The organism is Salmonella sp. SAL03688 (assembly GCF_046551895.1).
GTDB classification, from domain to species: domain Bacteria; phylum Pseudomonadota; class Gammaproteobacteria; order Enterobacterales; family Enterobacteriaceae; genus Salmonella; species Salmonella enterica.
In genome coordinates, this window is sequence record NZ_JBGDVI010000002.1 from 24419 (window position 1) to 47022 (window position 22604).

The following is a 22604-nucleotide window of genomic DNA, read 5'->3' on the forward strand; positions in this document are numbered from 1 at the left end:
TCATGTAAGCTCCTGGTGGTTCTCTCTCTTGCCGCTTGTCTGCAACTCGAATTATTTAGGGTATATACTCTGGGCTTTTCAGGATGAAGGACGGTGGCAAGTCCACGCCCACCTGTAGCTTGAAAGACGATGAGTATATCGGGACACAAATGACGACGCTGACAGAAGACGATGTGCTTGAGCAACTGGATGCTCAAAATAATTTACTTTCGTTTATGACGACGGCACATAAAATTTTGCTCCAGGGCATTAAGCGCTTTCTGCCGTCGCTATTTGTCGATAATGATGAAGAAATTGTGGAATATGCAGTGAAGCCGTTACTCGCCCAAAGCGGGCCGCTTGACGATATCGACGTTGCATTACGTCTGATTTATGCGCTGGGGAAAATGGATAAATGGCTCTACGCTGACATCACCCATTTTTCTCAGTTTTATCAGTACCTGCATGAACAGGACGCGATTCCCGGTTTTGCCGACGACATTACCTGGGACTTTATCAGTAACGTTAACTGTATTACCCGTAATGCGCCCTTATATGGCGCGCTGGAGTCGATGAAGTTTGCCGACTTCGCCGCGTGGTCTGAGGTGCGCTTTACCGGTATGGTCAAAACGGCGATGGCGCTGGCGGTAACGACAATTTTAAAGGAATTAACGCCGTGAAAATCGCATTAACGGTTAATGGGCTGCACGTTGAAGCACATTATCATGATGATGAAATAGAGAAGGTTCACAAGCCCTTACTGCAACAACTGGCTAAAATACATGCCGCTAAACCTGAGCGCCGTACCATCGTTTTTCTTAGCGCGCCGCCCGGCACAGGCAAATCCACGCTGACCACCTTCTGGGAATATCTCTCTCGTCAGGATGCTGGCCTGCCGGAAATTCAAACGCTTCCCATGGATGGCTTTCATTACTATAACCGCTGGCTGGAGGCGCATCATTTACGTGCCTGTAAAGGCGCGCCGGAAACCTTTGACGTTGATAAGCTGGCGGAAAATCTGCGTCTGGTGCGGGCTGGCGAAGCGACCTGGCCGCAGTACGACCGACAGCGGCACGACCCGGTGGAACACGCTGTTGTGGTCACGGCGCCGATCGTGATTGTGGAAGGAAACTGGCTCCTGCGGGATGACGAGAGATGGCGCGCGTTAGCGGAGTTTTGCGATTTCTCATTATTTATTCGCGCCCCGGCGGAAACCTTACGCGCCCGGTTGATTGGACGTAAACTGGCGGGAGGATTATCACAGGCGGAGGCGGAAACCTTTTATGAACGCACCGACGGCCCAAATGTGCGCCGGGTGCTGGAAAGTAGCCTGCCAGCCGATCTCATGCTGGAAATGACCTCTACGGGCGAATATCGGATGGCGTGTCCTTAATGATGTTACGCGGTGTTATCGCGCCATTATGCAGCCGTACCACCCGTGAAAAATGACGCCGGGTAAACGCAGCGTCATGGCTAATCGCCACGACGCTGGTTCCCCGTGCCCGGCATGTCGCCAGCCAGTGTTCAAATACGGTTAGCCAGTGGGCGTCAAAATCCCGGCTGGGTTCATCCAGCAATAACACCGGCGGCGCCATCGCCTCCAGACTGGCGACCGCCACCATCCGGCGCTGCGCGGCGTGCAGATCAAGCGGGTGTGCCTCGGCGACGTCCGTTAGCTGGCATAACCGCAGCGCGGCCTGCGTGCGCCGTGAAATTTCCTCCGCCGATAAGCGTTGTAGTTTCAGCCCAAAAGCGACCTCTTGTGCGACATTGCTGTGGAAAATCTGGTTTTCCGCTTCCTGAAAGAGTACGCCGATAGCGGCGGCGCGTTGACGATTTTTAAGCTGCGCAATCGGCTCTCCATTAAGCGTTACCGAGCCGGAAGTGGGGGAAAGCAGGCCGGCCATAATCCGTAACAGCGTTGATTTTCCCGCGCCGTTATCGCCGGTCAACGCCAGCCATTCGCCGTCACGAAGTTCAAGCGAGATGGCGTGCAGACAGTCGGCTGCGGCATCCGGCCAGCGATAAGTGACCTGATTTAACGTCAACATAATGGGGTTAGCGCTCCGTCGCGCAATTGCCATACCCGCTGGCATCGCGTCAGAAAAGGAAAGTGATTACGTTCAAAAAGCACAATGAGAGAATGACGTTCCAGCGCCCACTGTTGTAACCGTTCCAGCAGTGTCCCGGTGGCCGCTGACGTCAGCCGACTGAAGGCTTCATCAAGAACTAATAGCCTGGGCTGCATGGCAAGCGCGCTGGCAATCACTACCCGCTGCGTTTCGCCGCCGGAGAGCGTGCCGGGATGGCGATGGCGTAACGACTGGCAGTTTGTCAGGGTCAGCGCCTCGTCAATGCGCCGTAGAATCTCCGCTTCATGGAGGCCGAGATTCTCCGGGCCAAACGCCACCTCTTCCTCTACGCTAAAGGTACAGCCGGAAAGCTGTAAATATGGCGATTGCTGCACCAGCTGGATGGTGGGCGACTGTTCTACCAGCGGGAGCTGCCCGATAGGGACGCCAAGCAGTAAGCCTGTGCCGTCAATATCGCCGGGGAGATAATCCGGATACCAGCCAGCCATCAGTTGCGCCAGCGTACTTTTTCCGCTGCCGTTATCGCCGACTATCGCCACTATTCCGGGTGTTGAATAGTGGAAATCAAAACATGCCGGCGGGCGTGTCGCATCGGACGGAAGATAACGAAACTGCTCTAACGTAACCATATCCATACTCCCGCTTCCGCCAGTATTAGCAGTACCATGCCATACCGCGCAACCCGTTGTAACACGCTATCTTTCGGTGCCCACAGCGTGGTTCGGGCTCGATGCAGCCGAAACCCCCGCATATCCAACGCCGCGCCGCGTATTGTCAGATCGTTAAGCGCATTTTGCGTAAGCGGCACGATCAGCGCAGGCATCGCCCGTAGCCGCTGATACCAGCCTTCATCCAGCGGTACGCCGCGCGCGCGCTGGGCTTCATGAACGATCGTCAGTTGTCGTTTGAGCTGTTCGACGACCAGCAGTGGGCCAGCGAACAGGTAAGCGATGCCGGGCGGCAAACGTGAAGCGAACAGGGCGCGAATAAATCGCTGAACCGGCACATACTGCATCCATAGCTGCGACGTCGACACGATCGCCAGCAGGCGTAGCCATAGCGTAACGGCATATATCCAGCGCTGCGGATCGCGAGGCTGCCCGCTTATCCATTCCGTTAGCCAACCGCCATGTACCAGCCATAGCCCAAACCCTAAAGACAGCATCAGCCAGGCGACATACTTCGCCCGCCGCCGCGTTGATTTCAGCGCCAGCAGACAGAGGAAGGCCGCCGCGCTATAAACCGGGAGCACGGTCTGCACAGGGAGTAGCAGCGTGGTGCAGGCCGCCAGCGCCCATAAGGTTAACGAGGTAAACGGATGCATTTAGCGTACAGCTGACATCGCAGGAAAATGCCGTGTCGTACGTAACGGTAGCTGACGCAGCAGCACCCAAACGATGATCGCCGTCAGAATTTTATCGACCAGATTAGCGCCTATGACGGTAATCGCGACTGACTCCACCAGGTTTTGGCCCATTGAATGCATCCAGGCGACGAACAAATCAGCGCCGCTACCGGTAACGCCGCCAAAAAGCGCGGTACGAAGCGGTACGGCGACCAGCGTCACCGCCAACGTAATGACGACCCCGCTGACGATCACTTTGGGCAGGGTACGAAACCAGCCTGCGCGCGCCAGCCACCCGGCGACCAGACCGATAACCATCGCTACCGGGGCAAACGCGGCAGCGATAGGGTCGGTAAGCAGCCCCCACAGCAAGTTGGTCAGAAGCCCAGTCAACATGCCGATGAACGGCCCTAACAGTACCGCGCTAATTAAGGTGCCGATCGAGTCGAGAAAAATAGGCAGCTTCAACATGCTAATAAGCTGTCCGCCAATCATATTGATGGCAATAGCGATGACAATCAGCACCAGAGACTGGCTGGAAAACGGGCGACGCGCCATAAAGTACCTCTTAAAGAGTCGTCAATTAACGGGAAGAAATATGCAGTTCGTCATAACCGGAAATGGTGCACGGTTGACGGCTGAACGTCAGCGCTGGCAGCTCGCCGATAACCAGCTCCAGCGTGGTACGCACGGTACACCCTGGCATCATATGGCCGCCGAGCATGGCCCCGTAGGGATCCGATACCGCGAGATGCAGATGCTCGCCGGTCAATTCAAGCGTGCCGTTTAGCGAGATAACTTCAAACGTGCCGGTGAGCGATGTGGTCGCTTCTTGCCCGGCATAACGCAGCGCAACGTCGGTCAGACTGCCGGTACACCCTGCAATCCAGGCGGCATGTAATTGGTTCTGTTGCACAAAGGCGTGTAATTGGGAAAACACTTCCTGGCCGGGAAGCAGACGAAGCGCGTAAAAGCGCGCTGTAGAGGCATTGTGGTGAGATACAGTCATCGTTACAGGACTCCGAGACTCGGACGTGGCGCTGATAATATAGACGCTGGCGACAGCGCTTTCTGATATAAATCAGTATTTGTGACGCGACGATGAAAAGATCTGACGGATGTACTGGTGATTCTTAAATATGGAATAAATTGCAGCGTAAGCGGCCATGAAATGTGATGCAGGTCAGATAACTGTCTTCTTCGACTGGACAAACATTCCTTTTATTCCCCGTTTCGCTTATTCTAGCTGAAGCGTTTCAGTTAATTAAATGTTCGACAATTAACCAATCAGTCGCAGTTTGCGACAGGTGAGGTTTTACTCGACGATGAGCTGCATTACTCTGTCAGCCTCATCTGAATCGGGATAGCCTTGCAGGAGACCTATGACCGTACGCATAGCGATTAATGGCTTTGGTCGCATCGGGCGTAACGTGGTTCGTGCTTTGTATGAATCCGGACGTCGGGCGGAAATTACCGTGGTGGCCATCAACGAGCTGGCGGATGCCGCAGGCATGGCGCATTTGTTGAAATACGATACCAGCCACGGGCGTTTTGCATGGGAGGTTCGCCACGAGCGCGAGCAGCTTTTTGTCGGCGACGATGTCATTCGTATTCTGCATGAACGAACGCTGGCGGATCTGCCGTGGCGCGAACTGGGCGTGGATGTCGTGTTGGATTGTACGGGCGTATATGGCAACCGGGAGCATGGCGAGGCGCATATTGCCGCTGGCGCGAAGAAAGTGCTCTTTTCTCATCCGGGCAGCAACGATCTTGACGCCACCGTCGTTTTTGGCGTGAACCAGAACCAACTGCGTGCGGAACATCGTATTGTCTCAAACGCGTCCTGTACCACGAATTGCATAATTCCCGTCATTAAATTGTTGGATGATGCTTACGGCATCGAGTCTGGTACCGTCACGACGATCCACTCCGCGATGAACGATCAGCAGGTGATCGACGCGTATCACTCCGATCTACGGCGCACGCGCGCGGCCAGCCAGTCGATTATCCCGGTAGATACAAAACTGGCGGCAGGCATTACGCGTATATTCCCGCAGTTTAACGACCGTTTTGAGGCGATTGCGGTGCGCGTTCCAACCATTAATGTGACGGCGATCGATTTAAGCGTAACGGTGAAAAAACCAGTAAAAGCCAGTGAAGTCAACCAGTTGCTGCAAAAAGCAGCACAAGGTGCATTTCATGGTATAGTTGACTATACGGAATCACCGTTGGTCTCGATAGATTTTAACCACGACCCGCACAGCGCCATTGTTGATGGCACGCAAACCCGGGTCAGTGGCGCCCACCTGATCAAGACGCTGGTCTGGTGCGATAATGAATGGGGCTTTGCTAACCGGATGCTCGACACCACGTTAGCGATGGCCGCAGTTGGTTTCAGGCTCGACGCGTCAGCGTCGACAAAACTTTAAGCATCATTGAGAGGATTCACCATGTCTGTAATTAAGATGACCGATCTGGATCTGGCCGGGAAACGCGTTTTTATCCGTGCGGATCTGAACGTACCTGTTAAAGAAGGGAAAGTGACCAGCGACGCGCGTATCCGCGCCTCTCTGCCGACCATCGAACTGGCTCTGAAACAGGGCGCGAAAGTGATGGTAACTTCCCACCTGGGTCGTCCTACCGAAGGCGAGTACAACGAAGAATTCTCTCTGCTGCCGGTTGTTAACTACCTGAAAGACAAACTGTCTAACCCGGTTCGCCTGGTCAAAGATTACCTGGACGGCGTTGACGTGGCCGAAGGTGAGCTGGTGGTTCTGGAAAACGTTCGCTTTAACAAAGGCGAAAAGAAAGACGACGAAGCGCTGTCTAAAAAATACGCCGCCCTGTGTGACGTATTCGTGATGGACGCCTTTGGTACCGCGCACCGCGCGCAGGCTTCTACCCACGGTATCGGCAAATTTGCTGATGTTGCGTGCGCAGGCCCGCTGCTGGCCGCTGAACTGGATGCGCTGGGTAAAGCGCTGAAAGAACCGGCTCGTCCGATGGTGGCTATCGTTGGTGGTTCTAAAGTATCTACCAAACTGACCGTTCTGGATTCCCTGTCTAAAATCGCTGACCAGCTGATTGTCGGCGGCGGTATCGCCAACACCTTCGTTGCCGCTCAGGGCCACAGTGTCGGTAAATCCCTGTACGAAGCTGACCTGGTTGACGAAGCAAAACGTCTGCTGACCACTTGCGATATCCCGGTTCCGACCGATGTTCGCGTTGCCACCGAGTTCTCCGAAACCGCACCGGCGACTCTGAAATCCGTTAACGACGTGAAAGAAGACGAGCAGATCCTGGATATCGGCGATGCTTCCGCTCAGCAGCTGGCTGAAATCCTCAAGAATGCCAAAACCATTCTGTGGAACGGCCCGGTTGGCGTGTTTGAGTTCCCGAACTTCCGTAAAGGGACTGAAATCGTGGCGAATGCCATCGCTGATAGCGAAGCGTTTTCCATCGCTGGCGGCGGCGACACCCTGGCGGCAATCGACCTGTTCGGCATTGCTGACAAAATTTCCTACATTTCTACTGGCGGCGGCGCATTCCTCGAATTCGTGGAAGGTAAAGTTCTGCCAGCCGTAGCGATGCTCGAAGAGCGCGCTAAGAAGTAATCGTTACGGGCAGGGATTCCTGCCCGTTGATTTATCGCCGATCTGACATTCAGGGCGGCCCGTGTTTTTTCCCAAAGCCCGACGATACAGGACAACGAAACATGTCTAAAATTTTTGATTTCGTAAAACCAGGCGTGATCACTGGTGATGACGTACAGAAAGTGTTCCAGGTAGCAAAAGAAAACAATTTTGCTCTGCCGGCAGTTAACTGCGTGGGCACTGATTCCATCAACGCTGTTCTGGAAACCGCTGCAAAAGTTAAAGCACCGGTCATCGTTCAGTTCTCCAACGGCGGCGCGTCCTTCATCGCGGGTAAAGGCGTGAAAACTGACGTACCTCAGGGCGCGGCAATCCTGGGCGCTATCTCTGGCGCGCATCACGTTCATCAGATGGCTGAACATTATGGCGTTCCGGTTATCCTGCACACTGACCACTGCGCGAAGAAACTGCTGCCGTGGATCGACGGTCTGCTGGACGAGGGTGAAAAACACTTCGCGGCTACCGGTAAACCGCTGTTCTCTTCTCACATGATTGACCTGTCTGAAGAGTCTCTGCACGAAAACATCGAAATCTGCTCCAAATACCTGGCGCGCATGTCCAAAATTGGCATGACTCTGGAAATCGAACTGGGTTGCACCGGTGGTGAAGAAGACGGCGTGGACAACAGCCACATGGACGCTTCTGCCCTGTACACCCAGCCGGAAGACGTTGATTACGCGTACACTGAGCTGAGCAAAATCAGCCCGCGTTTCACCATTGCCGCTTCCTTCGGTAACGTACACGGCGTTTACAAGCCGGGTAACGTGGTTCTGACCCCGACCATTCTGCGTGATTCTCAGGACTATGTTTCTAAGAAACACAACCTGCCGCACAACAGCCTGAACTTCGTTTTCCACGGCGGTTCCGGTTCTACTGCTCAGGAAATCAAAGACTCCGTAAGCTACGGCGTAGTGAAAATGAACATCGATACCGATACCCAATGGGCAACCTGGGAAGGTGTTCTGAACTACTACAAAGAAAACGAAGCGTATCTGCAAGGTCAGCTGGGCAACCCGAAAGGCGAAGATCAGCCGAACAAGAAATACTATGACCCGCGCGTATGGCTGCGTGCTGGCCAGACTTCGATGATCGCTCGTCTGGAAAAAGCATTTAAAGAACTGAACGCGATTGACGTTCTGTAATATAGTCTGCTGATTGAAATGGCTTCCCTTGGGAAGCCATTTTTTTATCGTTATTTCCGGAGAGCGGCGTTAGTTAGCGCTTTCATCCGGCCAACTCACAGTGTACCTGCCTTTTTGGGATGATGCCGAAAAATGGCATATTCTTCTGTTTTTGTTTACCTTTAAAAAGTTCTTTTCGTGAGAATGATCTCATTTGCTTGTTTTGCTATGACCAAGGAATATTGAATGGAAGATTTGAATGTTGTCGACAGCATAAATGGTGCGGGCACCTGGCTGGTACGCAACCAGGCGTTATTGCTCAGCTATGCTGTGAATATTGTTGCGGCTATCGCTATTATCATCATCGGCTTGATTGTAGCGCGCGTGATCTCCAATACGGTAAATCGTCTGATGCGTGCGCGTCATATTGATGCGACAGTGGCCGACTTTCTTTCTGCGCTGGTGCGCTATGGGGTTATCGCTTTTACGCTGATTGCGGCTCTGGGTCGCGTGGGGGTTCAAACCGCCTCGGTTATTGCCGTACTGGGCGCCGCTGGTTTAGCCGTTGGCCTGGCATTACAGGGATCGCTTTCTAACCTTGCGGCTGGGGTATTGCTGGTTATGTTCCGTCCGTTCCGCGCCGGTGAGTATGTCGATTTAGGCGGCGTTGCCGGTACGGTACTGAATGTGCAAATCTTTTCCACAACAATGCGCGCGGTAGACGGCAAAATTATTGTAATTCCGAATGGCAAAATTATCGCGGGAAATATCATCAACTATTCTCGTGAGCCGGTTCGCCGTAACGAATTCATTATTGGGGTGGCCTACGATTCGGATATCGATCAGGTGAAACAGCTGCTAACGACGATTATCGAGTCCGACGATCGTATTTTAAAAGATCGCGAAATGACGGTGCGTTTGAATGAGCTGGGCGCCTCATCGATTAATTTTGTGGTGCGTGTCTGGAGTAAAAGCAGCGACCTGCAAAATGTCTACTGGGACGTGCTGGAACGTATTAAACGTGAATTCGACGCCGCTGGTATTAGCTTCCCGTACCCGCAGATGGACGTCAATTTTAAACGCGTGAAAGATAACGCCGCGGAGTAATTTTTCTCCCGCGCTGCGCTTATCCGCCTCCAGTATTCTCTGGTTATTGAGCGGATAAGCGTAGCCGCCATCCGTTATTCAGTCTCTTCATTATCTTTTCTTATTAGTGATTAAAATTATCAATTTCCGCTAATAATATTCCCGCGCTATAGTCTGCCTTTAAGAAAAACAGCTCAGGGTAGTTAACGTGATATCTTATTATTTTCAAGGGTTTGCCCTTGGCGCCGCCATGATCCTTCCGCTTGGCCCGCAAAATGCGTTTGTGATGAATCAGGGAATTCGTCGCCAGTACCACCTCATGATAGCGCTGCTTTGCGCGTTAAGTGATTTAGTCCTGATTAGCGCCGGTATTTTTGGCGGTAGCGCGTTGCTGATGCAGTCGCCGTGGCTGCTGGCGCTGGTCACATGGGGCGGGGTCGCGTTCTTGTTATGGTACGGTTTTGGCGCGCTGAAAACGGCAATGAGCAGTAATCTGGAGCTGGCCAGCGCCGAGGTTATGAAGCAGGGGCGCTGGAAAATTATTGCTACGATGCTGGCGGTAACGTGGCTGAATCCGCACGTTTATCTGGATACGTTTGTCGTGTTGGGCAGTCTCGGCGGACAACTGGCTATGGAGCCAAAGCGCTGGTTCGCCCTCGGCACGATTAGCGCGTCGTTCTTATGGTTTTTTGGGTTAGCGCTACTGGCGGCCTGGCTTGCGCCTCGACTGCGTACGGCGAAAGCTCAACGCATTATCAACATTCTGGTTGGGGTGGTGATGTGGCTTATCGCCTTCCAACTGGCGCGGGAAGGCGTCGCGCATATGCACGCGCTTTTCAACTAAGCGTTGTCTGATGGACAACAGGCCGATATCCGCTAAGCTTGCCTGCATGCGCCCTGTATATCAGGGCAATGACTGCAATATGGAGGAGAGACTGTGAAGTTCAAAGTGATGGCCCTGGCGGCATTAGTGGGTTTAAGTGCAATGTCGGCGCAGGCAAGCGAATTGCCGGAAGGCCCGCACATCGTGACTTCCGGTACGGCAAGCGTCGATGCTGTGCCTGATATCGCCACCTTAGCGATTGAAGTGAACGTCGCGGCGAAGGATGCGGCGACGGCGAAGAAGCAGGCCGATGAGCGCGTGGCGCAATATCTTTCCTTCCTTGAGCAAAATCAGATTGCGAAAAAAGACATTAGCGCGGCGAATCTGCGCACGCAGCCGGATTATGATTACCAAAACGGTAAAAGCATTCTGAAAGGATATCGCGCGGTGCGAACCGTTGAGGTGACGCTGCGTCAGTTAGATAAACTCAATTCGCTGCTGGACGGCGCGCTGAAGGTGGGTCTGAACGAGATTCGTTCGGTATCGCTGGGCGTGGCGCAACCGGACGCCTATAAAGACAAGGCCCGCAAAGCCGCCATTGATGACGCGATTCATCAGGCGCAAGCGCTGGCAGCCGGTTTTAACAGCAAATTGGGGCCGGTTTACAGCGTTCGTTATCATGTCTCTAATTATCAGCCGAGTCCGGTGGTGCGAATGATGAAAGCCGCAGATGCTACGCCAGTATCCGCGCAGGAAACTTACGAGCAGCCGACCATTCAGTTCGACGATCAGGTCGATGTGGTATTCCAGCTTGAACCTGGAACAGGGCAGACGTCGACAACGGCCGCCAGCACGCAGTAATCTTGCCCGGCCTGGGCGCTTCCAGGCCGCGTTTTCTCCCGGTGTTCTCGTTTTTTGCTCCGTATTACGCAATGAAATGAAGATTTGCTAATACGGTGAGCGTTTTGAATCGCCTTGTCGCCAGCAAAAAATAGCCAATGGCGCGTCGTTTTTTGCCGCCTGAACGCAATGATTTTGTGATGAACTTCAAAGAAGTGACGAGGGAATAAGGGGTCATGCAGGCCGGATAAGACGTTCACGCCGCCATCCGGCATTCATAGAGAGGCTAATCCTGACGCAGCACCTTGTGCCCGTACTCCAGCAGCGCGTCGGTCACTTTGCGCATCATCCGGCTTTCCGGGGCAAAGCGGTGCCAGTAAAGCATCCGGCGCTGTAGCAAACCAGGCGTTAAGTTGATCAACTCGCCGCTTTCCAGCTCTTTCTCAATCTGCAGGTGAGGGATCATGCAGCAGGTCGTGCCCTGACGCGCAAGTTGTACAAACGCTTCGGATGAATTAACGATATGGCACGGCACGCTGCCGGGCGGTAGATCGAAATTCTGTTGCAAAAAGGCCTGATGCATATCATCCAGATGGTCGAACGCGACGGCGGGCGCTTTCAGCAGCGACGACCGGGTAACGCCATTGGGGAAATAGCGCTCGGCAAACGGCTTTGACGCGACAAACAGATAGTCGAGCGCGCCCAGTTTGTCTACCAGGCAACTGGGCAGCGCCTGATGCTGAATACTCACCGCGCCCACCACCTCGCCGCGACGCAGACGTTCTTGCGTGCGCGTTTCATCTTCCACCTGTAAATTGAGACGGATAGGGGAGTCCGCCAGCACCGGCGCCAGCGCCGGAAGCAGCCAGGTCGCCAGACTGTCGGCGTTAACCGCCAGCGACAGCAGCAACGGCGTAGAGCCGGTTTGTTCATCGCCCAGCCACTCTTCTTCCAGCAGTTCAACCTGACGCAGCAGAGCCAGTAATTTTTGCCCTTGCTCCGTGGGGCGAGGAGGAACGGTACGCACCAACAAAGGTTGTCCGAACATATTCTCAAGCTGTTTTATGCGCTGTGAGACGGCGGATTGCGTGATGCACAGCTTCTGGGCGGCGCGCTCGAATCCTCGTTCACGTATAACGGCATCCAGCGCCTGTAGTGTTCTGTAGTCCGGACGTTTCATTGTTGTGTCATGCTCCTGTTATTTTTTTCCGCACTATGACATAAATTTGCCGTCGGTACAGATGAAATCCGTAGCCTGTGTACGGACACGGAGATTTTTCCCGACAATGTTCTATAATGCGGCTGTATTTTCACACCACAGGCGAAACGATCTATGACGCAGGATGAACTGAAAAAAGCGGTAGGATGGGCGGCACTTCAGTATGTACAGCCCGGCACCATTGTGGGCGTTGGTACAGGCTCAACGGCCGCACACTTTATTGATGCGCTGGGCACAATGAAAGGCCAGATTGAAGGCGCGGTCTCCAGCTCGGACGCCTCGACTGAAAAACTCAAAGGCCTCGGTATTCATGTGTTTGATCTCAACGAAGTGGATAGCCTGGGTATCTATGTCGATGGCGCGGACGAAATCAACGGTCATATGCAGATGATCAAAGGCGGCGGCGCGGCATTAACCCGTGAGAAAATTATTGCTTCCGTGGCAGAGAAATTTATTTGTATTGCGGATGCCTCTAAACAGGTGGATATTCTTGGCAAATTCCCGTTGCCGGTCGAAGTGATTCCGATGGCGCGCAGCGCGGTCGCTCGTCAACTGGTGAAGCTGGGCGGGCGTCCGGAGTACCGTCAGAACGTGGTCACGGATAACGGCAACGTGATTCTGGATGTTTATGGTATGGAAATCCTTGATCCCATCGCGCTGGAAAACGCCATTAACGCGATTCCGGGCGTCGTGACCGTAGGGTTGTTCGCCAACCGTGGCGCCGATGTCGCACTGATCGGCACGCCGGACGGGGTGAAAACCATCGTAAAATGATCCCGCCAGGCGTATTTCCTGCCGCGTAAAAAATTCGGTCAGGGCAAATTTGGTGACATGTATCACGTTTAATCGTTTGCCCTGCCGATCCCTCCAAAGAAAAAGTTATTCCCGGTATTTTCATCTGCTATTTCCCGCTGTATGCGATTCCTTCACGACGCTGGCGCAAACGTTCATATTGCCGTGATAATTTTTTTTGATATGTTGAAGGACGGATGCAAATCCACACACAACATCAGATGGCAAAAAAAGACAGGATCGGGGAAATGGCAAAGGTATCGCTGGAGAAAGATAAAATTAAATTTCTGCTGGTTGAAGGGGTGCATCAAAAGGCGCTGGAAAGCCTTCGTGCGGCAGGTTACACCAACATTGAATATCACAAGGGCGCGCTGGACGCTGAACAGTTGAAAGCGTCCATCCGCGATGCCCACTTCATCGGTCTGCGATCCCGTACTCATCTGACAGAAGAAGTGATTAACGCCGCAGAGAAGCTGGTGGCGATTGGCTGTTTTTGCATCGGCACCAACCAGGTGGATTTAAATGCGGCGGCAAAACGCGGTATTCCGGTCTTTAACGCGCCATTCTCGAATACCCGTTCCGTGGCGGAGCTGGTGATTGGCGAGCTATTGCTGCTGCTGCGCGGCGTGCCGGAAGCGAACGCCAAAGCGCACCGCGGCGTATGGAATAAACTGGCGGCGGGATCGTTCGAAGCGCGCGGTAAAAAGCTTGGCATTATCGGTTACGGCCATATCGGAACGCAGTTGGGCATTCTGGCGGAATCGCTGGGGATGCATGTCTATTTCTATGATATTGAAAATAAACTGCCGCTCGGTAATGCAACTCAGGTGCAGCACCTGTCTGAATTGCTGAATATGAGCGATGTGGTCAGTCTGCACGTACCTGAAAACGCCTCCACCAAAAACATGATGGGCGCAAAAGAGATAGCCCTGATGAAGCCGGGTTCGCTGCTGATTAACGCCGCGCGCGGTACGGTAGTGGATATCCCGGCTTTGTGCGACGCGCTGGCGACGAAACATCTGGCGGGGGCGGCTATCGACGTCTTCCCGACGGAACCGGCCACTAATAGCGATCCGTTTACCTCTCCGCTGTGCGAATTCGATAACGTGATCCTGACGCCGCATATCGGCGGCTCGACGCAGGAGGCGCAAGAAAACATCGGTCTGGAAGTCGCAGGAAAACTGATTAAGTACTCGGATAACGGCTCGACGCTGTCCGCCGTGAACTTCCCGGAAGTGTCGCTGCCGCTGCACGGCGGTCGTCGCCTGATGCACATCCACGAAAACCGCCCGGGCGTATTGACCGCGCTTAACCAGATCTTTGCCGAGCAGGGCGTTAACATTGCCGCACAGTATCTGCAAACCTCCGCCCGAATGGGGTATGTGGTAATTGATATAGAAGCCGATGGCGATGTGGCGGAGAAAGCGCTGCTGGCGATGAAGGCGATTCCGGGCACCATTCGCGCCCGTCTGCTGTACTAATTTCCTCTAAATGGGCAGGAGATGACCTGCCCATCCTTTCTTCTGGTTTCCCTGCCTCAACATCTCTTCGTGTAACGCATACATTCTGTTTTCGAGCCTTGCCGCAATTGGTAATTAAAGGCAGCGTTGCGTGTTGTACAGCAATAAAAGGAATTTACGATAAGGGCTCAGCATAGCGCTGAAACGGGAAAGCCCCTACCGAAGCAGGGGCTCTAAAAAGGAAAGGGACGATGATGAGATACGTCATCATGCTGCTGATCCTGTTAATCATCGCTACGCCAGCATATTAACAGAGAGTACGCAGGAGGGAGGTTCGCCTCCCTCACCCTTCACCGAGAAATTTAGGTCAAAAAAGCGACGCTGTCAATCGACAAAACACGGCTACCACTCCCAAATTTTGGACGGCGTCACCACCGCAGGCAGCGGGATATCCCACTCTTCAACCGGCAGCTTTTCTACTAACTGGCAATCATGTGCGTAGCCCACGGGCTGGATCTTATGCTGCTGCCAGTTTTGCAACGTACGGTCATAAAATCCGCCGCCCATCCCCAGGCGCTGCCCGTCTTCGTCAAACGCGACTAACGGCGTTACCAGCACATCCAGCTTTGCCAGCGGTAATACGTCGCGGACATCAAGCCGTGGCTCCCGGATCTTTAAGCGGTTGGTCACCAGCGCACTCTGCGGATGATAGTGCAGGAACAGGAGGTTGCCAGGGCTGAAGGGATGAAGAACCGGAAGGTAGACGCGCTTGCCCGCTTGCCATAGCTGTTCAATCAGCGGCTGGGTGTCGAGTTCTCCATCAAAGGAGAGAAACACGGCGACAGTGTGCGCCATCACGACGGGAGGAAAGCTGAGCATTCGGGCGGCGGCCTGTTGACCAAAGCGGCGTTGCTGCTCTGGCGTCAGCGCACGGCGACGTTGCCGAATCATTCGGCGGATTTCTTGTCGTGATAAAGAGAGTTCGGGAAGTTGCGTCATGGCTGTCGCCAGTCAGAAGGGGAATCTCCGAGATGCCGCCGCAGGCTGTAACCCTTGAACCCTTGGTTCAAGGTGAATGTGTCGTCACAGTTTTAAGGCTTCTCGGACGAACCGAGCATGCTCACCAACCGCGGAGCGCCACATTCTTGTGGTATGAAATATCGGCTCAGGGGACTGGCCCGCTTGCAAACATCTCAGAGAAATTCTGTTTTCACAATCACTTTACCATAGTAAAGCGAAAAGTGTTATTCAAAGTTTTGGCCCGTTTTTTCGGTTATGCGACCTTGATCAAGCAACGCCTGTTCGATGGTCTGTTGTAGCATCCGAATACGTTGTTCCATGCTCGCCGCGTAATCGCGGGTCTTCGCTTTTTCCTGAGTTAACTCATAGCTGATATTCAATGCGGCAATGAAAACCAACTGCTCAGTATTTGTGACTCTAGTGCGAACTTTCAGATCTTGCAACCGCTGATTCAGATCGTCCGCAGCCTGATTCAACGCATCCCTTTGGTCAGGCGGGCAATTCACTCGCAGTGAACGGCCAAATATTTGGATATCGACGGGTTGTGCAGACATGCCACCTTCCTGCTGATTGACTGCGCTGCCTTCGTCTCCAGACCCAGGGTCCGCGAAGGGGCGACACTATAGCTACCCTGGTGTGAAGATACAAGCCCTTTTCTGGTTCACCAGGGTCCAAAGTGGTAGCATATCATGAATATCCTCCCTTTGATGACGAATGCTTATGTCTATACAGAACGAAATGCCTGGTTACAACGAAATGAACCGGTTTTTGAATCAACAAGGGGCCGGTCTGACCCCGGCTGAAATGCATGGTTTAATCAGCGGGATGATTTGCGGCGGCAACAACGATAGCTCATGGCAGCCGCTGTTGCACGACCTGACGAACGAAGGTCTGGCCTTCGGGCATGAGCTTGCTCAGGCGCTGCGCAAAATGCACGCGGCGACCAGCGACGCGCTGGAAGACGACGGCTTTCTTTTTCAGCTTTATCTGCCTGAAGGCGACGATGTCAGCGTATTCGATCGCGCAGATGCATTAGCCGGGTGGGTTAACCACTTTTTGCTTGGCCTCGGCGTAACGCAGCCTAAACTTGATAAAGTCACCGGCGAAACGGGTGAAGCGATTGACGACCTGCGTAATATTGCGCAGCTTGGTTATGATGAGAGCGAAGATCAGGAAGAGCTGGAGATGTCGCTCGAAGAGATCATCGAATATGTCCGTGTTGCGGCGCTGTTATGTCATGACACTTTCACGCGCCAACAGCCGACCGCGCCGGAAGTGCGTAAACCGACGCTACACTAAGAAAAAACGAAATGGAGGCCATGTCATGACTCAGCAGGAATACCAACGCCGTCGCCAGGCATTACTGGCGCAAATGCAGCCCGGCAGCGCCGCGCTGATCTTTGCCGCGCCGGAGGCGACGCGCAGCGCAGACAGTGAATATCCGTATCGCCAGAGTAGCGACTTCTGGTATTTCACCGGTTTTAACGAACCGGAAGCCGTGCTGGTACTGATTAAGAGTGATGACACCCACAACCACAGCGTTTTGTTCAACCGCGTTCGCGACCTGACGGCGGAAATCTGGTTTGGTCGCCGTTTAGGACAGGATGCCGCGCCGGAAAAACTGGGCGTTGACCGGGCGCTGGCGTTTAGCGAAATCAACCAGCAACTCTTTCAGTTGCTTAATGGTCTGGATGTGGTGTACCACGCGCAGGGCGAATATGCGTATGCCGACGAGATTGTTCTGGCTGCGCTGGAGAAGCTGCGTAAAGGCTCCCGCCAGAATCTGACCGCGCCGGCCACCATGACTGACTGGCGACCGATCGTCCATGAGATGCGCCTGTTCAAATCGCCGGAAGAGATTGCTGTCCTGCGCCGCGCCGGGGAAATTAGCGCGCTGGCGCATATCCGCGCGATGGAAAAATGCCGTCCGGGGATGTTTGAGTATCAGCTGGAGGGGGAAATTCACCACGAATTTAATCGCCACGGCGCGCGCTATCCCTCCTATAACACCATTGTCGGCAGCGGTGAAAATGGCTGTATCCTGCATTACACTGAAAACGAAAGTGAAATGCGCGACGGCGATTTAGTGCTTATCGACGCGGGCTGTGAATATAAAGGTTACGCGGGCGACATCACGCGTACTTTCCCGGTGAACGGGAAATTTACGCCAGCTCAGCGTGAAATTTATGACATCGTTCTGGAATCGCTGGAGACCAGCCTGCGACTGTTCCGTCCTGGTACCTCTATTCAGGAGGTGACCGGCGAAGTCGTGCGCATCATGATAACCGGGCTGGTGAAGCTGGGGATTTTGCAAGGAGAGGTTGATCAACTGATTGCCGAAAATGCGCATCGTCCTTTCTTTATGCATGGCTTGAGCCACTGGCTGGGGCTGGATGTTCATGATGTCGGGGTTTATGGGCCGGATCGCTCCCGCATCCTGGAGCCGGGCATGGTGCTGACCGTAGAGCCAGGCCTCTATATCGCGCCGGATGCCGACGTGCCGGAAGCGTATCGCGGCATTGGCGTTCGAATTGAAGATGACATTGTCATTACCGAAACCGGTAATGAAAACCTGACCGCTGGCGTTGTGAAGAAGGCGGATGACATTGAAGCATTAATGGCGGCGGCGCGGCAGCAATGAGCGTCATTATCGTTGGCGGCGGCATGGCAGGCGCAACGCTGGCGCTAGCCATCTCTCAGTTCAGTCATGGGACGTTGCCGGTACACCTGATTGAAGCGAAAGCGCCTGAAGCCGACGGTCATCCCGGCTTTGACGCCAGAGCGATTGCGCTGGCGGCGGGCACTTGTCAGCAACTGGCGCGAATTGGCGTCTGGCAGGCGATTTCCGATTGCGCAACGGCAATCAACACCGTACACGTCAGCGATCGCGGTCATGCCGGATTTGTGACTCTCGACGCGCAGGATTACAGCCTGGCAGCGTTGGGTCACGTTGCGGAGCTGCATGATATCGGGCTGCGTCTGTTTGCGCTCTTGCGTAAAGCGCCAGGCGTTACGCTGCACTGCCCGGAGCGCGTAGCCAGCGTGTCGCGTACCCAACAGCAGGTTAACGTCACTCTGGAAAACGGCAATGTGATAGCTGGCAGCGTGCTGGTGGCGGCTAACGGTACCCACTCCGCGCTGGCGTCAGCCTGCGGCGTTGACTGGCGTCAGGAGCCTTACGAACAGTTAGCGGTAATAGCGAATGTCGCGACCGCTATCCCGCACCAGGGACGCGCCTTTGAACGTTTTACCCCCAATGGCCCGCTGGCGATGTTGCCGATGTCGCATGGCCGATGTTCGCTGGTTTGGTGTCACCCGCTCGACCAGCGCGATGAGGTGCTGAGCTGGTCCGATGCGCAGTTTTGTCATGCGTTGCAGGCCGCGTTCGGCTGGCGGCTGGGGCGAATTACTCAGGCGGGTAAGCGCAGCGCGTATCCGCTTGCTCTGACTACGGCGGCGAAAGTGTTTACTCACCGGACTGTCGTGGTCGGCAATGCGGCGCAGACGTTGCATCCTATCGCCGGACAAGGGTTTAATCTCGGTCTGCGCGATGTCATGAGCCTGGCGGAAACGCTGGTCGCGGCACAGGACGCGGGCGAGGATATTGGCGCCTGGCACGTATTATCGCGCTATCAGCAGCGTCGTCAGGTTGACCGGGATACGACGATTGGCGTAACGAACGGTCTGGTCCATGTGTTTGCAAATCGTTGGGTGCCGCTGGTTATTGGGCGCAATATCGGTTTAATGGCGATGGAGTTATTACCGCCTGCGCGCGATGCGCTGGCACAGCGGACCTTAGGTTGGGTTGCGCGTTAAGCCGATCTGTAGGCCGGATAAGGCATTTATGCCGCCATCCGGCATCGTGTTCGTAAAAATACCGGATGGCGGCTTCGCCTTATCCGGCCTACGGTTTGATTGTTCCGGTTTCCAGGAGTAAATAGTGCAAAGTGTTGATGTAGCAATAGTTGGCGGAGGCATGGTGGGACTGGCTGTCGCCTGCGGCTTGCAGGGGAGCGGTTTGCGCGTTGCGGTACTGGATCACGTTGTCCCCCAGCCGTTGGCGAACGATGCGCCGCCTCAGCTTCGGGTGTCGGCGATTAATGCCGCCAGCGAAAAACTGCTTACCCGTCTTGGCGTATGGTCAAACATTGTGGCGCGACGGGCAAGTTGCTACCACGGTATGGAAGTCTGGGATAAAGACAGCTTTGGCCGTATTACGTTTGATGACGCAAGCATGGGATATAGCCATCTGGGGCATATTGTTGAAAACAGCGTCATTCACTACGCATTGTGGCAAAAAGCGCAGCAAGCGGCGGATATCACCTTAATGGCGCCAGCGGAGTTACAGCAGGTTGCCTGGGGAGAGAACGACGCCTTCCTGACTTTAAAAGACGGCGCGATGTTAACCGCGCGTCTGGTGATTGCCGCGGATGGCGCCAACTCCTGGCTGCGTAACAAAGCGGATATTCCCTTAACTTTCTGGGACTACCGTCACCATGCGCTGGTAGCGACTATCCGCACCGAAGAGCCGCACGGCGCGGTTGCTCGCCAGGTGTTTCATGGTGAAGGTATTCTGGCGTTTTTGCCGTTAAGCGATCCGCATCTGTGTTCCATTGTCTGGTCGCTTTCTCCGCAGGATGCGGAGCGTATGCAACAGAGCGGCGACGAGGCGTTTAACCAGGCGTTGACTATCGCCTTCGATAATCGGCTGGGCTTATGCCGCCTGGAAAGCGAACGGCAGGTTTTTCCGCTGACGGGCCGCTATGCTCGCCAGTTTGCCGCGCATCGTCTGGCGTTAGTCGGCGATGCCGCGCACACCATCCATCCGCTGGCAGGGCAAGGCGTCAACCTCGGCTTTATGGACGCGGCCGAACTGGTGGACGATCTGCGTCGGCTTCAGCGCCAGGGCAAAGACATTGGCCAACATCTTTATCTCCGTCGTTATGAGCGTAGCCGTAAACATAGTGCGGCGATGATGCTTGCCGGGATGCAAGGTTTTCGTGACCTGTTTGCCGGCGAAAATCCGGCAAAAAAATTGCTGCGCGACATCGGACTGAAACTGGCGGATACGCTCCCCGGCGTCAAACCCCAACTGCTTCGCCAGGCAATGGGGCTAAACGACCTTCCGCAATGGCTTCGTTAAGCGTCTGACTGCACGCCAGCAAGAGTTTGAAACCCGTCACACTTTGCTTTCCCGGCTATCGCGCCGGGGGGCTTTCCTCGTTTGAAATAATCTAATTTCACCGCTTATTTCGCATTATATTTTCTAATGCCACTATTTTTTGCGAACGAGATTTTCGACATTTTTTCCACATTTAATATTAATTTATGTTGTGATAAATCGTATCAGCTTCATTTTTATGGAGGTTATTTAGCGTAATAGTGGTTTTTTGTGCTGATGGGGTTTTGGCGTTTTTTAGTCATAAGCTAATGTGATGGTAAATTCAGCCTTATGGTTTAGCGCCTGGTTCGGTGGTAAGTTCAGGAGCAAGAGAACGTTTGCGTCGGCGCAGGAAAAAGGGCGTCGATGCCAGGTTTCGTGGCGAAGATTTCCCATGAAAATGGTTGTTAGCCCCCGCTAATTCAACGAGGAAAAGATGGCCCAACAGACGCCTTTGTACGAACAACACACGCTATGCGGCGCCCGCATGGTCGATTTTCATGGCTGGATGATGCCCCTGCATTACGGCTCTCAGCTTGATGAACACCACGCTGTGCGCACCGATGCCGGGATGTTTGATGTATCGCATATGACCATTGTCGATCTTCATGGCAGCCGCACACGAGAGTTTCTACGTTATCTGCTGGCAAACGACGTCGCGAAGCTAACGAAGACGGGTAAAGCCCTCTACTCCGGTATGCTTAACGCATCGGGCGGCGTGATTGATGACCTTATCGTCTACTACTTCACTGAAGATTTCTTCCGTCTCGTTGTTAACTCCGCCACCCGCGAAAAAGACCTCTCCTGGATTACCCAACACGCTGAACCTTATGCCATCGACATTACCGTTCGTGACGACCTGTCGCTGATTGCGGTACAGGGGCCGAATGCGCAGGAAAAAGCGGCGACTCTGTTTACTGACCAACAGCGCCATGCAGTAGAAGGTATGAAGCCGTTCTTCGGCGTTCAGGCGGGCGATCTGTTTATCGCCACCACCGGTTATACCGGCGAAGCGGGCTATGAAATCGCCATGCCGAATGAAAAAGCGGCGGATTTCTGGCGTGCGCTGGTGGAGGCGGGCGTGAAGCCGTGCGGTCTTGGCGCGCGCGACACGCTGCGTCTGGAAGCAGGCATGAACCTGTACGGTCAGGAGATGGATGAAGGTATCTCTCCGCTGGCGGCTAATATGGGATGGACTATCGCCTGGGAACCTGCTGACCGCGACTTTATTGGCCGTGAGGCGCTGGAGATGCAGCGTGAAAAAGGCCATGAGCAGCTTGTCGGTCTGGTGATGACCGAGAAGGGCGTATTGCGTAATGAATTGCCGGTGCGTTTTACCGATGCGCAGGGCAATCAGCAAGAAGGCATTATCACCAGCGGGACGTTTTCCCCAACGTTGGGCTACAGCATTGCGCTGGCGCGCGTTCCGGCGGGCATCGGCGAGACGGCGATTGTACAAATTCGTAACCGTGAAATGCCGGTAAAAGTGACTAAACCTGTTTTTGTGCGTAACGGCAAAGCCGTCGCGTGATTCATCCTTTTTTGGAGATTAATTGATGAGCAACGTACCCGCAGAACTGAAATACAGCAAAGAACACGAATGGCTGCGTAAAGAAGCGGATGGCACTTACACCGTTGGCATTACTGAACACGCTCAGGAGCTGTTGGGCGATATGGTTTTTGTTGATCTGCCGGAAGTCGGCGCGACCGTAAGCGCGGGCGACGACTGCGCCGTGGCGGAGTCCGTAAAAGCGGCGTCCGACATTTATGCGCCGGTAAGCGGCGAGATCGTGGCGGTAAACGATGCGCTGAGCGACTCCCCGGAGCTGGTGAACAGCGAACCGTATGCCGGTGGCTGGATCTTTAAAATCAAAGCCAGCGATGAAAGCGAACTTGAATCGCTGCTGGATGCCACCGCGTACGAGGCATTGTTAGAAGACGAATAATGTTGTGCCGGATGGCGCTAATGCTTATCCGGCCTACTCACTGCAACGCGAATTATTTTGCGTATT

24 protein-coding genes and 1 other RNA gene are annotated in these 22604 nt (G+C 54.1%); 16 read left to right on the top strand and 9 right to left on the bottom strand.

Translation table 11 applies throughout. From position 1 onward, the window contains the following. The first annotated feature begins 149 nt into the window (after positions 1-149). Together ACLJR2_RS01935 and ACLJR2_RS01940 are read left to right on the top strand one after the other, a co-directional pair. Positions 150-659, top strand: a complete 510-nt coding sequence (locus tag ACLJR2_RS01935) for an MltR family transcriptional regulator (protein ID WP_001534165.1) — start codon at positions 150-152, stop codon at positions 657-659. Next, positions 656-1372: a nucleoside/nucleotide kinase family protein gene (locus ACLJR2_RS01940; RefSeq protein WP_000684839.1), complete on the top strand. Its 717-nt coding sequence runs from the start codon at positions 656-658 to the stop codon at positions 1370-1372. Before ACLJR2_RS01935 ends, ACLJR2_RS01940 begins: the two co-directional genes overlap by 4 nt. On the opposite strand, the gene ACLJR2_RS01945 is transcribed toward ACLJR2_RS01940, so the two are convergent. Genes ACLJR2_RS01945 through ACLJR2_RS01965 form a run of 5 tightly spaced genes read right to left on the bottom strand, consistent with a single transcriptional unit; the run spans position 1341 to position 4426 of the window. Then, positions 1341-2030 carry an energy-coupling factor ABC transporter ATP-binding protein gene (locus ACLJR2_RS01945; protein ID WP_000956937.1) on the bottom strand — a complete coding sequence of 230 codons (690 nt, stop codon included), beginning with the start codon at positions 2028-2030 and terminating at the stop codon, positions 1341-1343. The genes ACLJR2_RS01940 and ACLJR2_RS01945 overlap by 32 nt on opposite strands. Continuing rightward, positions 2024-2701 (bottom strand): ABC transporter ATP-binding protein, encoded by a 678-nt coding sequence (locus ACLJR2_RS01950; RefSeq protein WP_001534176.1) that lies wholly within the window; start codon positions 2699-2701, stop codon positions 2024-2026. Before ACLJR2_RS01950 ends, ACLJR2_RS01945 begins: the two co-directional genes overlap by 7 nt. Then, positions 2689-3396, bottom strand: coding sequence for an energy-coupling factor transporter transmembrane component T (locus ACLJR2_RS01955; RefSeq protein ID WP_000553280.1), 708 nt, complete (start codon positions 3394-3396; stop codon positions 2689-2691). Before ACLJR2_RS01955 ends, ACLJR2_RS01950 begins: the two co-directional genes overlap by 13 nt. After that, positions 3397-3975, bottom strand: coding sequence for an ECF transporter S component (locus tag ACLJR2_RS01960; protein WP_000124001.1), 579 nt, complete (start codon positions 3973-3975; stop codon positions 3397-3399). It lies immediately after the preceding gene. Positions 3976-4000: 25 nt separating this feature from the next. Continuing rightward, the gene (locus ACLJR2_RS01965; RefSeq protein WP_000218566.1) at positions 4001-4426 is read right to left on the bottom strand and encodes a PPC domain-containing DNA-binding protein; all 426 of its coding nucleotides are present in this window, start codon (positions 4424-4426) and stop codon (positions 4001-4003) included. Between the two features lie 373 nt (positions 4427-4799). Between ACLJR2_RS01965 and epd the strand changes: the two genes are divergently transcribed. From epd to ACLJR2_RS01995, 6 genes are all read left to right on the top strand, one after another. Continuing rightward, complete coding sequence (epd, locus tag ACLJR2_RS01970; protein ID WP_000218338.1) at positions 4800-5846, top strand: erythrose-4-phosphate dehydrogenase; 1047 nt, start codon at positions 4800-4802, stop codon at positions 5844-5846. 21 nt (positions 5847-5867) lie between these two features. Then, the gene (gene pgk / locus ACLJR2_RS01975; RefSeq protein ID WP_000111274.1) at positions 5868-7031 is read left to right on the top strand and encodes a phosphoglycerate kinase; all 1164 of its coding nucleotides are present in this window, start codon (positions 5868-5870) and stop codon (positions 7029-7031) included. A gap of 101 nt (positions 7032-7132) precedes the next feature. Next, the gene (gene fbaA / locus ACLJR2_RS01980) at positions 7133-8212 is read left to right on the top strand and encodes a class II fructose-bisphosphate aldolase (RefSeq protein WP_000034389.1); all 1080 of its coding nucleotides are present in this window, start codon (positions 7133-7135) and stop codon (positions 8210-8212) included. 225 nt (positions 8213-8437) lie between these two features. Further along, positions 8438-9298, top strand: coding sequence for a small-conductance mechanosensitive channel MscS (locus ACLJR2_RS01985; RefSeq protein WP_000389833.1), 861 nt, complete (start codon positions 8438-8440; stop codon positions 9296-9298). A gap of 187 nt (positions 9299-9485) precedes the next feature. Then, the gene (gene argO / locus ACLJR2_RS01990) at positions 9486-10121 is read left to right on the top strand and encodes an arginine exporter ArgO (RefSeq protein ID WP_000626863.1); all 636 of its coding nucleotides are present in this window, start codon (positions 9486-9488) and stop codon (positions 10119-10121) included. A 93-nt stretch (positions 10122-10214) separates the two neighbouring features. After that, positions 10215-10961, top strand: coding sequence for an oxidative stress defense protein (locus ACLJR2_RS01995; protein ID WP_000669858.1), 747 nt, complete (start codon positions 10215-10217; stop codon positions 10959-10961). Between the two features lie 265 nt (positions 10962-11226). Here the strand turns inward: ACLJR2_RS01995 and argP are convergent, their stop codons facing one another. Next, positions 11227-12120, bottom strand: coding sequence for a DNA-binding transcriptional regulator ArgP (argP, locus tag ACLJR2_RS02000; protein ID WP_000828345.1), 894 nt, complete (start codon positions 12118-12120; stop codon positions 11227-11229). A gap of 153 nt (positions 12121-12273) precedes the next feature. Between argP and rpiA the strand changes: the two genes are divergently transcribed. Together rpiA and serA are read left to right on the top strand one after the other, a co-directional pair. Next, positions 12274-12933: a ribose-5-phosphate isomerase RpiA gene (gene rpiA / locus ACLJR2_RS02005; protein WP_000189741.1), complete on the top strand. Its 660-nt coding sequence runs from the start codon at positions 12274-12276 to the stop codon at positions 12931-12933. A gap of 266 nt (positions 12934-13199) precedes the next feature. Next, entirely contained in the window at positions 13200-14432 is a 1233-nt protein-coding gene (serA, locus tag ACLJR2_RS02010; RefSeq protein WP_001151627.1) for a phosphoglycerate dehydrogenase, read from the top strand. A gap of 381 nt (positions 14433-14813) precedes the next feature. On the opposite strand, the gene ACLJR2_RS02015 is transcribed toward serA, so the two are convergent. The 3 genes from ACLJR2_RS02015 to zapA form a co-directional block, all read right to left on the bottom strand. Continuing rightward, entirely contained in the window at positions 14814-15410 is a 597-nt protein-coding gene (locus ACLJR2_RS02015) for a 5-formyltetrahydrofolate cyclo-ligase (RefSeq protein ID WP_001534147.1), read from the bottom strand. 20 nt (positions 15411-15430) lie between these two features. Continuing rightward, positions 15431-15614: non-coding RNA, 6S RNA (gene ssrS, locus ACLJR2_RS02020), on the bottom strand. 41 nt (positions 15615-15655) lie between these two features. After that, the gene (zapA, locus tag ACLJR2_RS02025; protein WP_001276011.1) at positions 15656-15985 is read right to left on the bottom strand and encodes a cell division protein ZapA; all 330 of its coding nucleotides are present in this window, start codon (positions 15983-15985) and stop codon (positions 15656-15658) included. Between the two features lie 166 nt (positions 15986-16151). Between zapA and ACLJR2_RS02030 the strand changes: the two genes are divergently transcribed. From ACLJR2_RS02030 to gcvH, 6 genes are all read left to right on the top strand, one after another. After that, positions 16152-16730 carry a YecA family protein gene (locus ACLJR2_RS02030; protein WP_000027236.1) on the top strand — a complete coding sequence of 193 codons (579 nt, stop codon included), beginning with the start codon at positions 16152-16154 and terminating at the stop codon, positions 16728-16730. A gap of 25 nt (positions 16731-16755) precedes the next feature. Continuing rightward, entirely contained in the window at positions 16756-18072 is a 1317-nt protein-coding gene (gene pepP, locus ACLJR2_RS02035; protein ID WP_000193681.1) for a Xaa-Pro aminopeptidase, read from the top strand. Beyond that, complete coding sequence (gene ubiH, locus ACLJR2_RS02040) at positions 18069-19247, top strand: 2-octaprenyl-6-methoxyphenyl hydroxylase (RefSeq protein ID WP_000111144.1); 1179 nt, start codon at positions 18069-18071, stop codon at positions 19245-19247. The genes pepP and ubiH overlap by 4 nt, the downstream gene beginning before the upstream one ends. A 124-nt stretch (positions 19248-19371) precedes the next feature. Next, entirely contained in the window at positions 19372-20574 is a 1203-nt protein-coding gene (ubiI, locus tag ACLJR2_RS02045; RefSeq protein WP_001192144.1) for an FAD-dependent 2-octaprenylphenol hydroxylase, read from the top strand. Between the two features lie 454 nt (positions 20575-21028). Further along, positions 21029-22123: a glycine cleavage system aminomethyltransferase GcvT gene (gene gcvT, locus ACLJR2_RS02050; RefSeq protein WP_000068738.1), complete on the top strand. Its 1095-nt coding sequence runs from the start codon at positions 21029-21031 to the stop codon at positions 22121-22123. A 25-nt stretch (positions 22124-22148) separates the two neighbouring features. Further along, positions 22149-22538, top strand: coding sequence for a glycine cleavage system protein GcvH (gene gcvH, locus ACLJR2_RS02055; protein WP_001295377.1), 390 nt, complete (start codon positions 22149-22151; stop codon positions 22536-22538). The last annotated feature ends 66 nt before the right edge of the window (positions 22539-22604 follow it).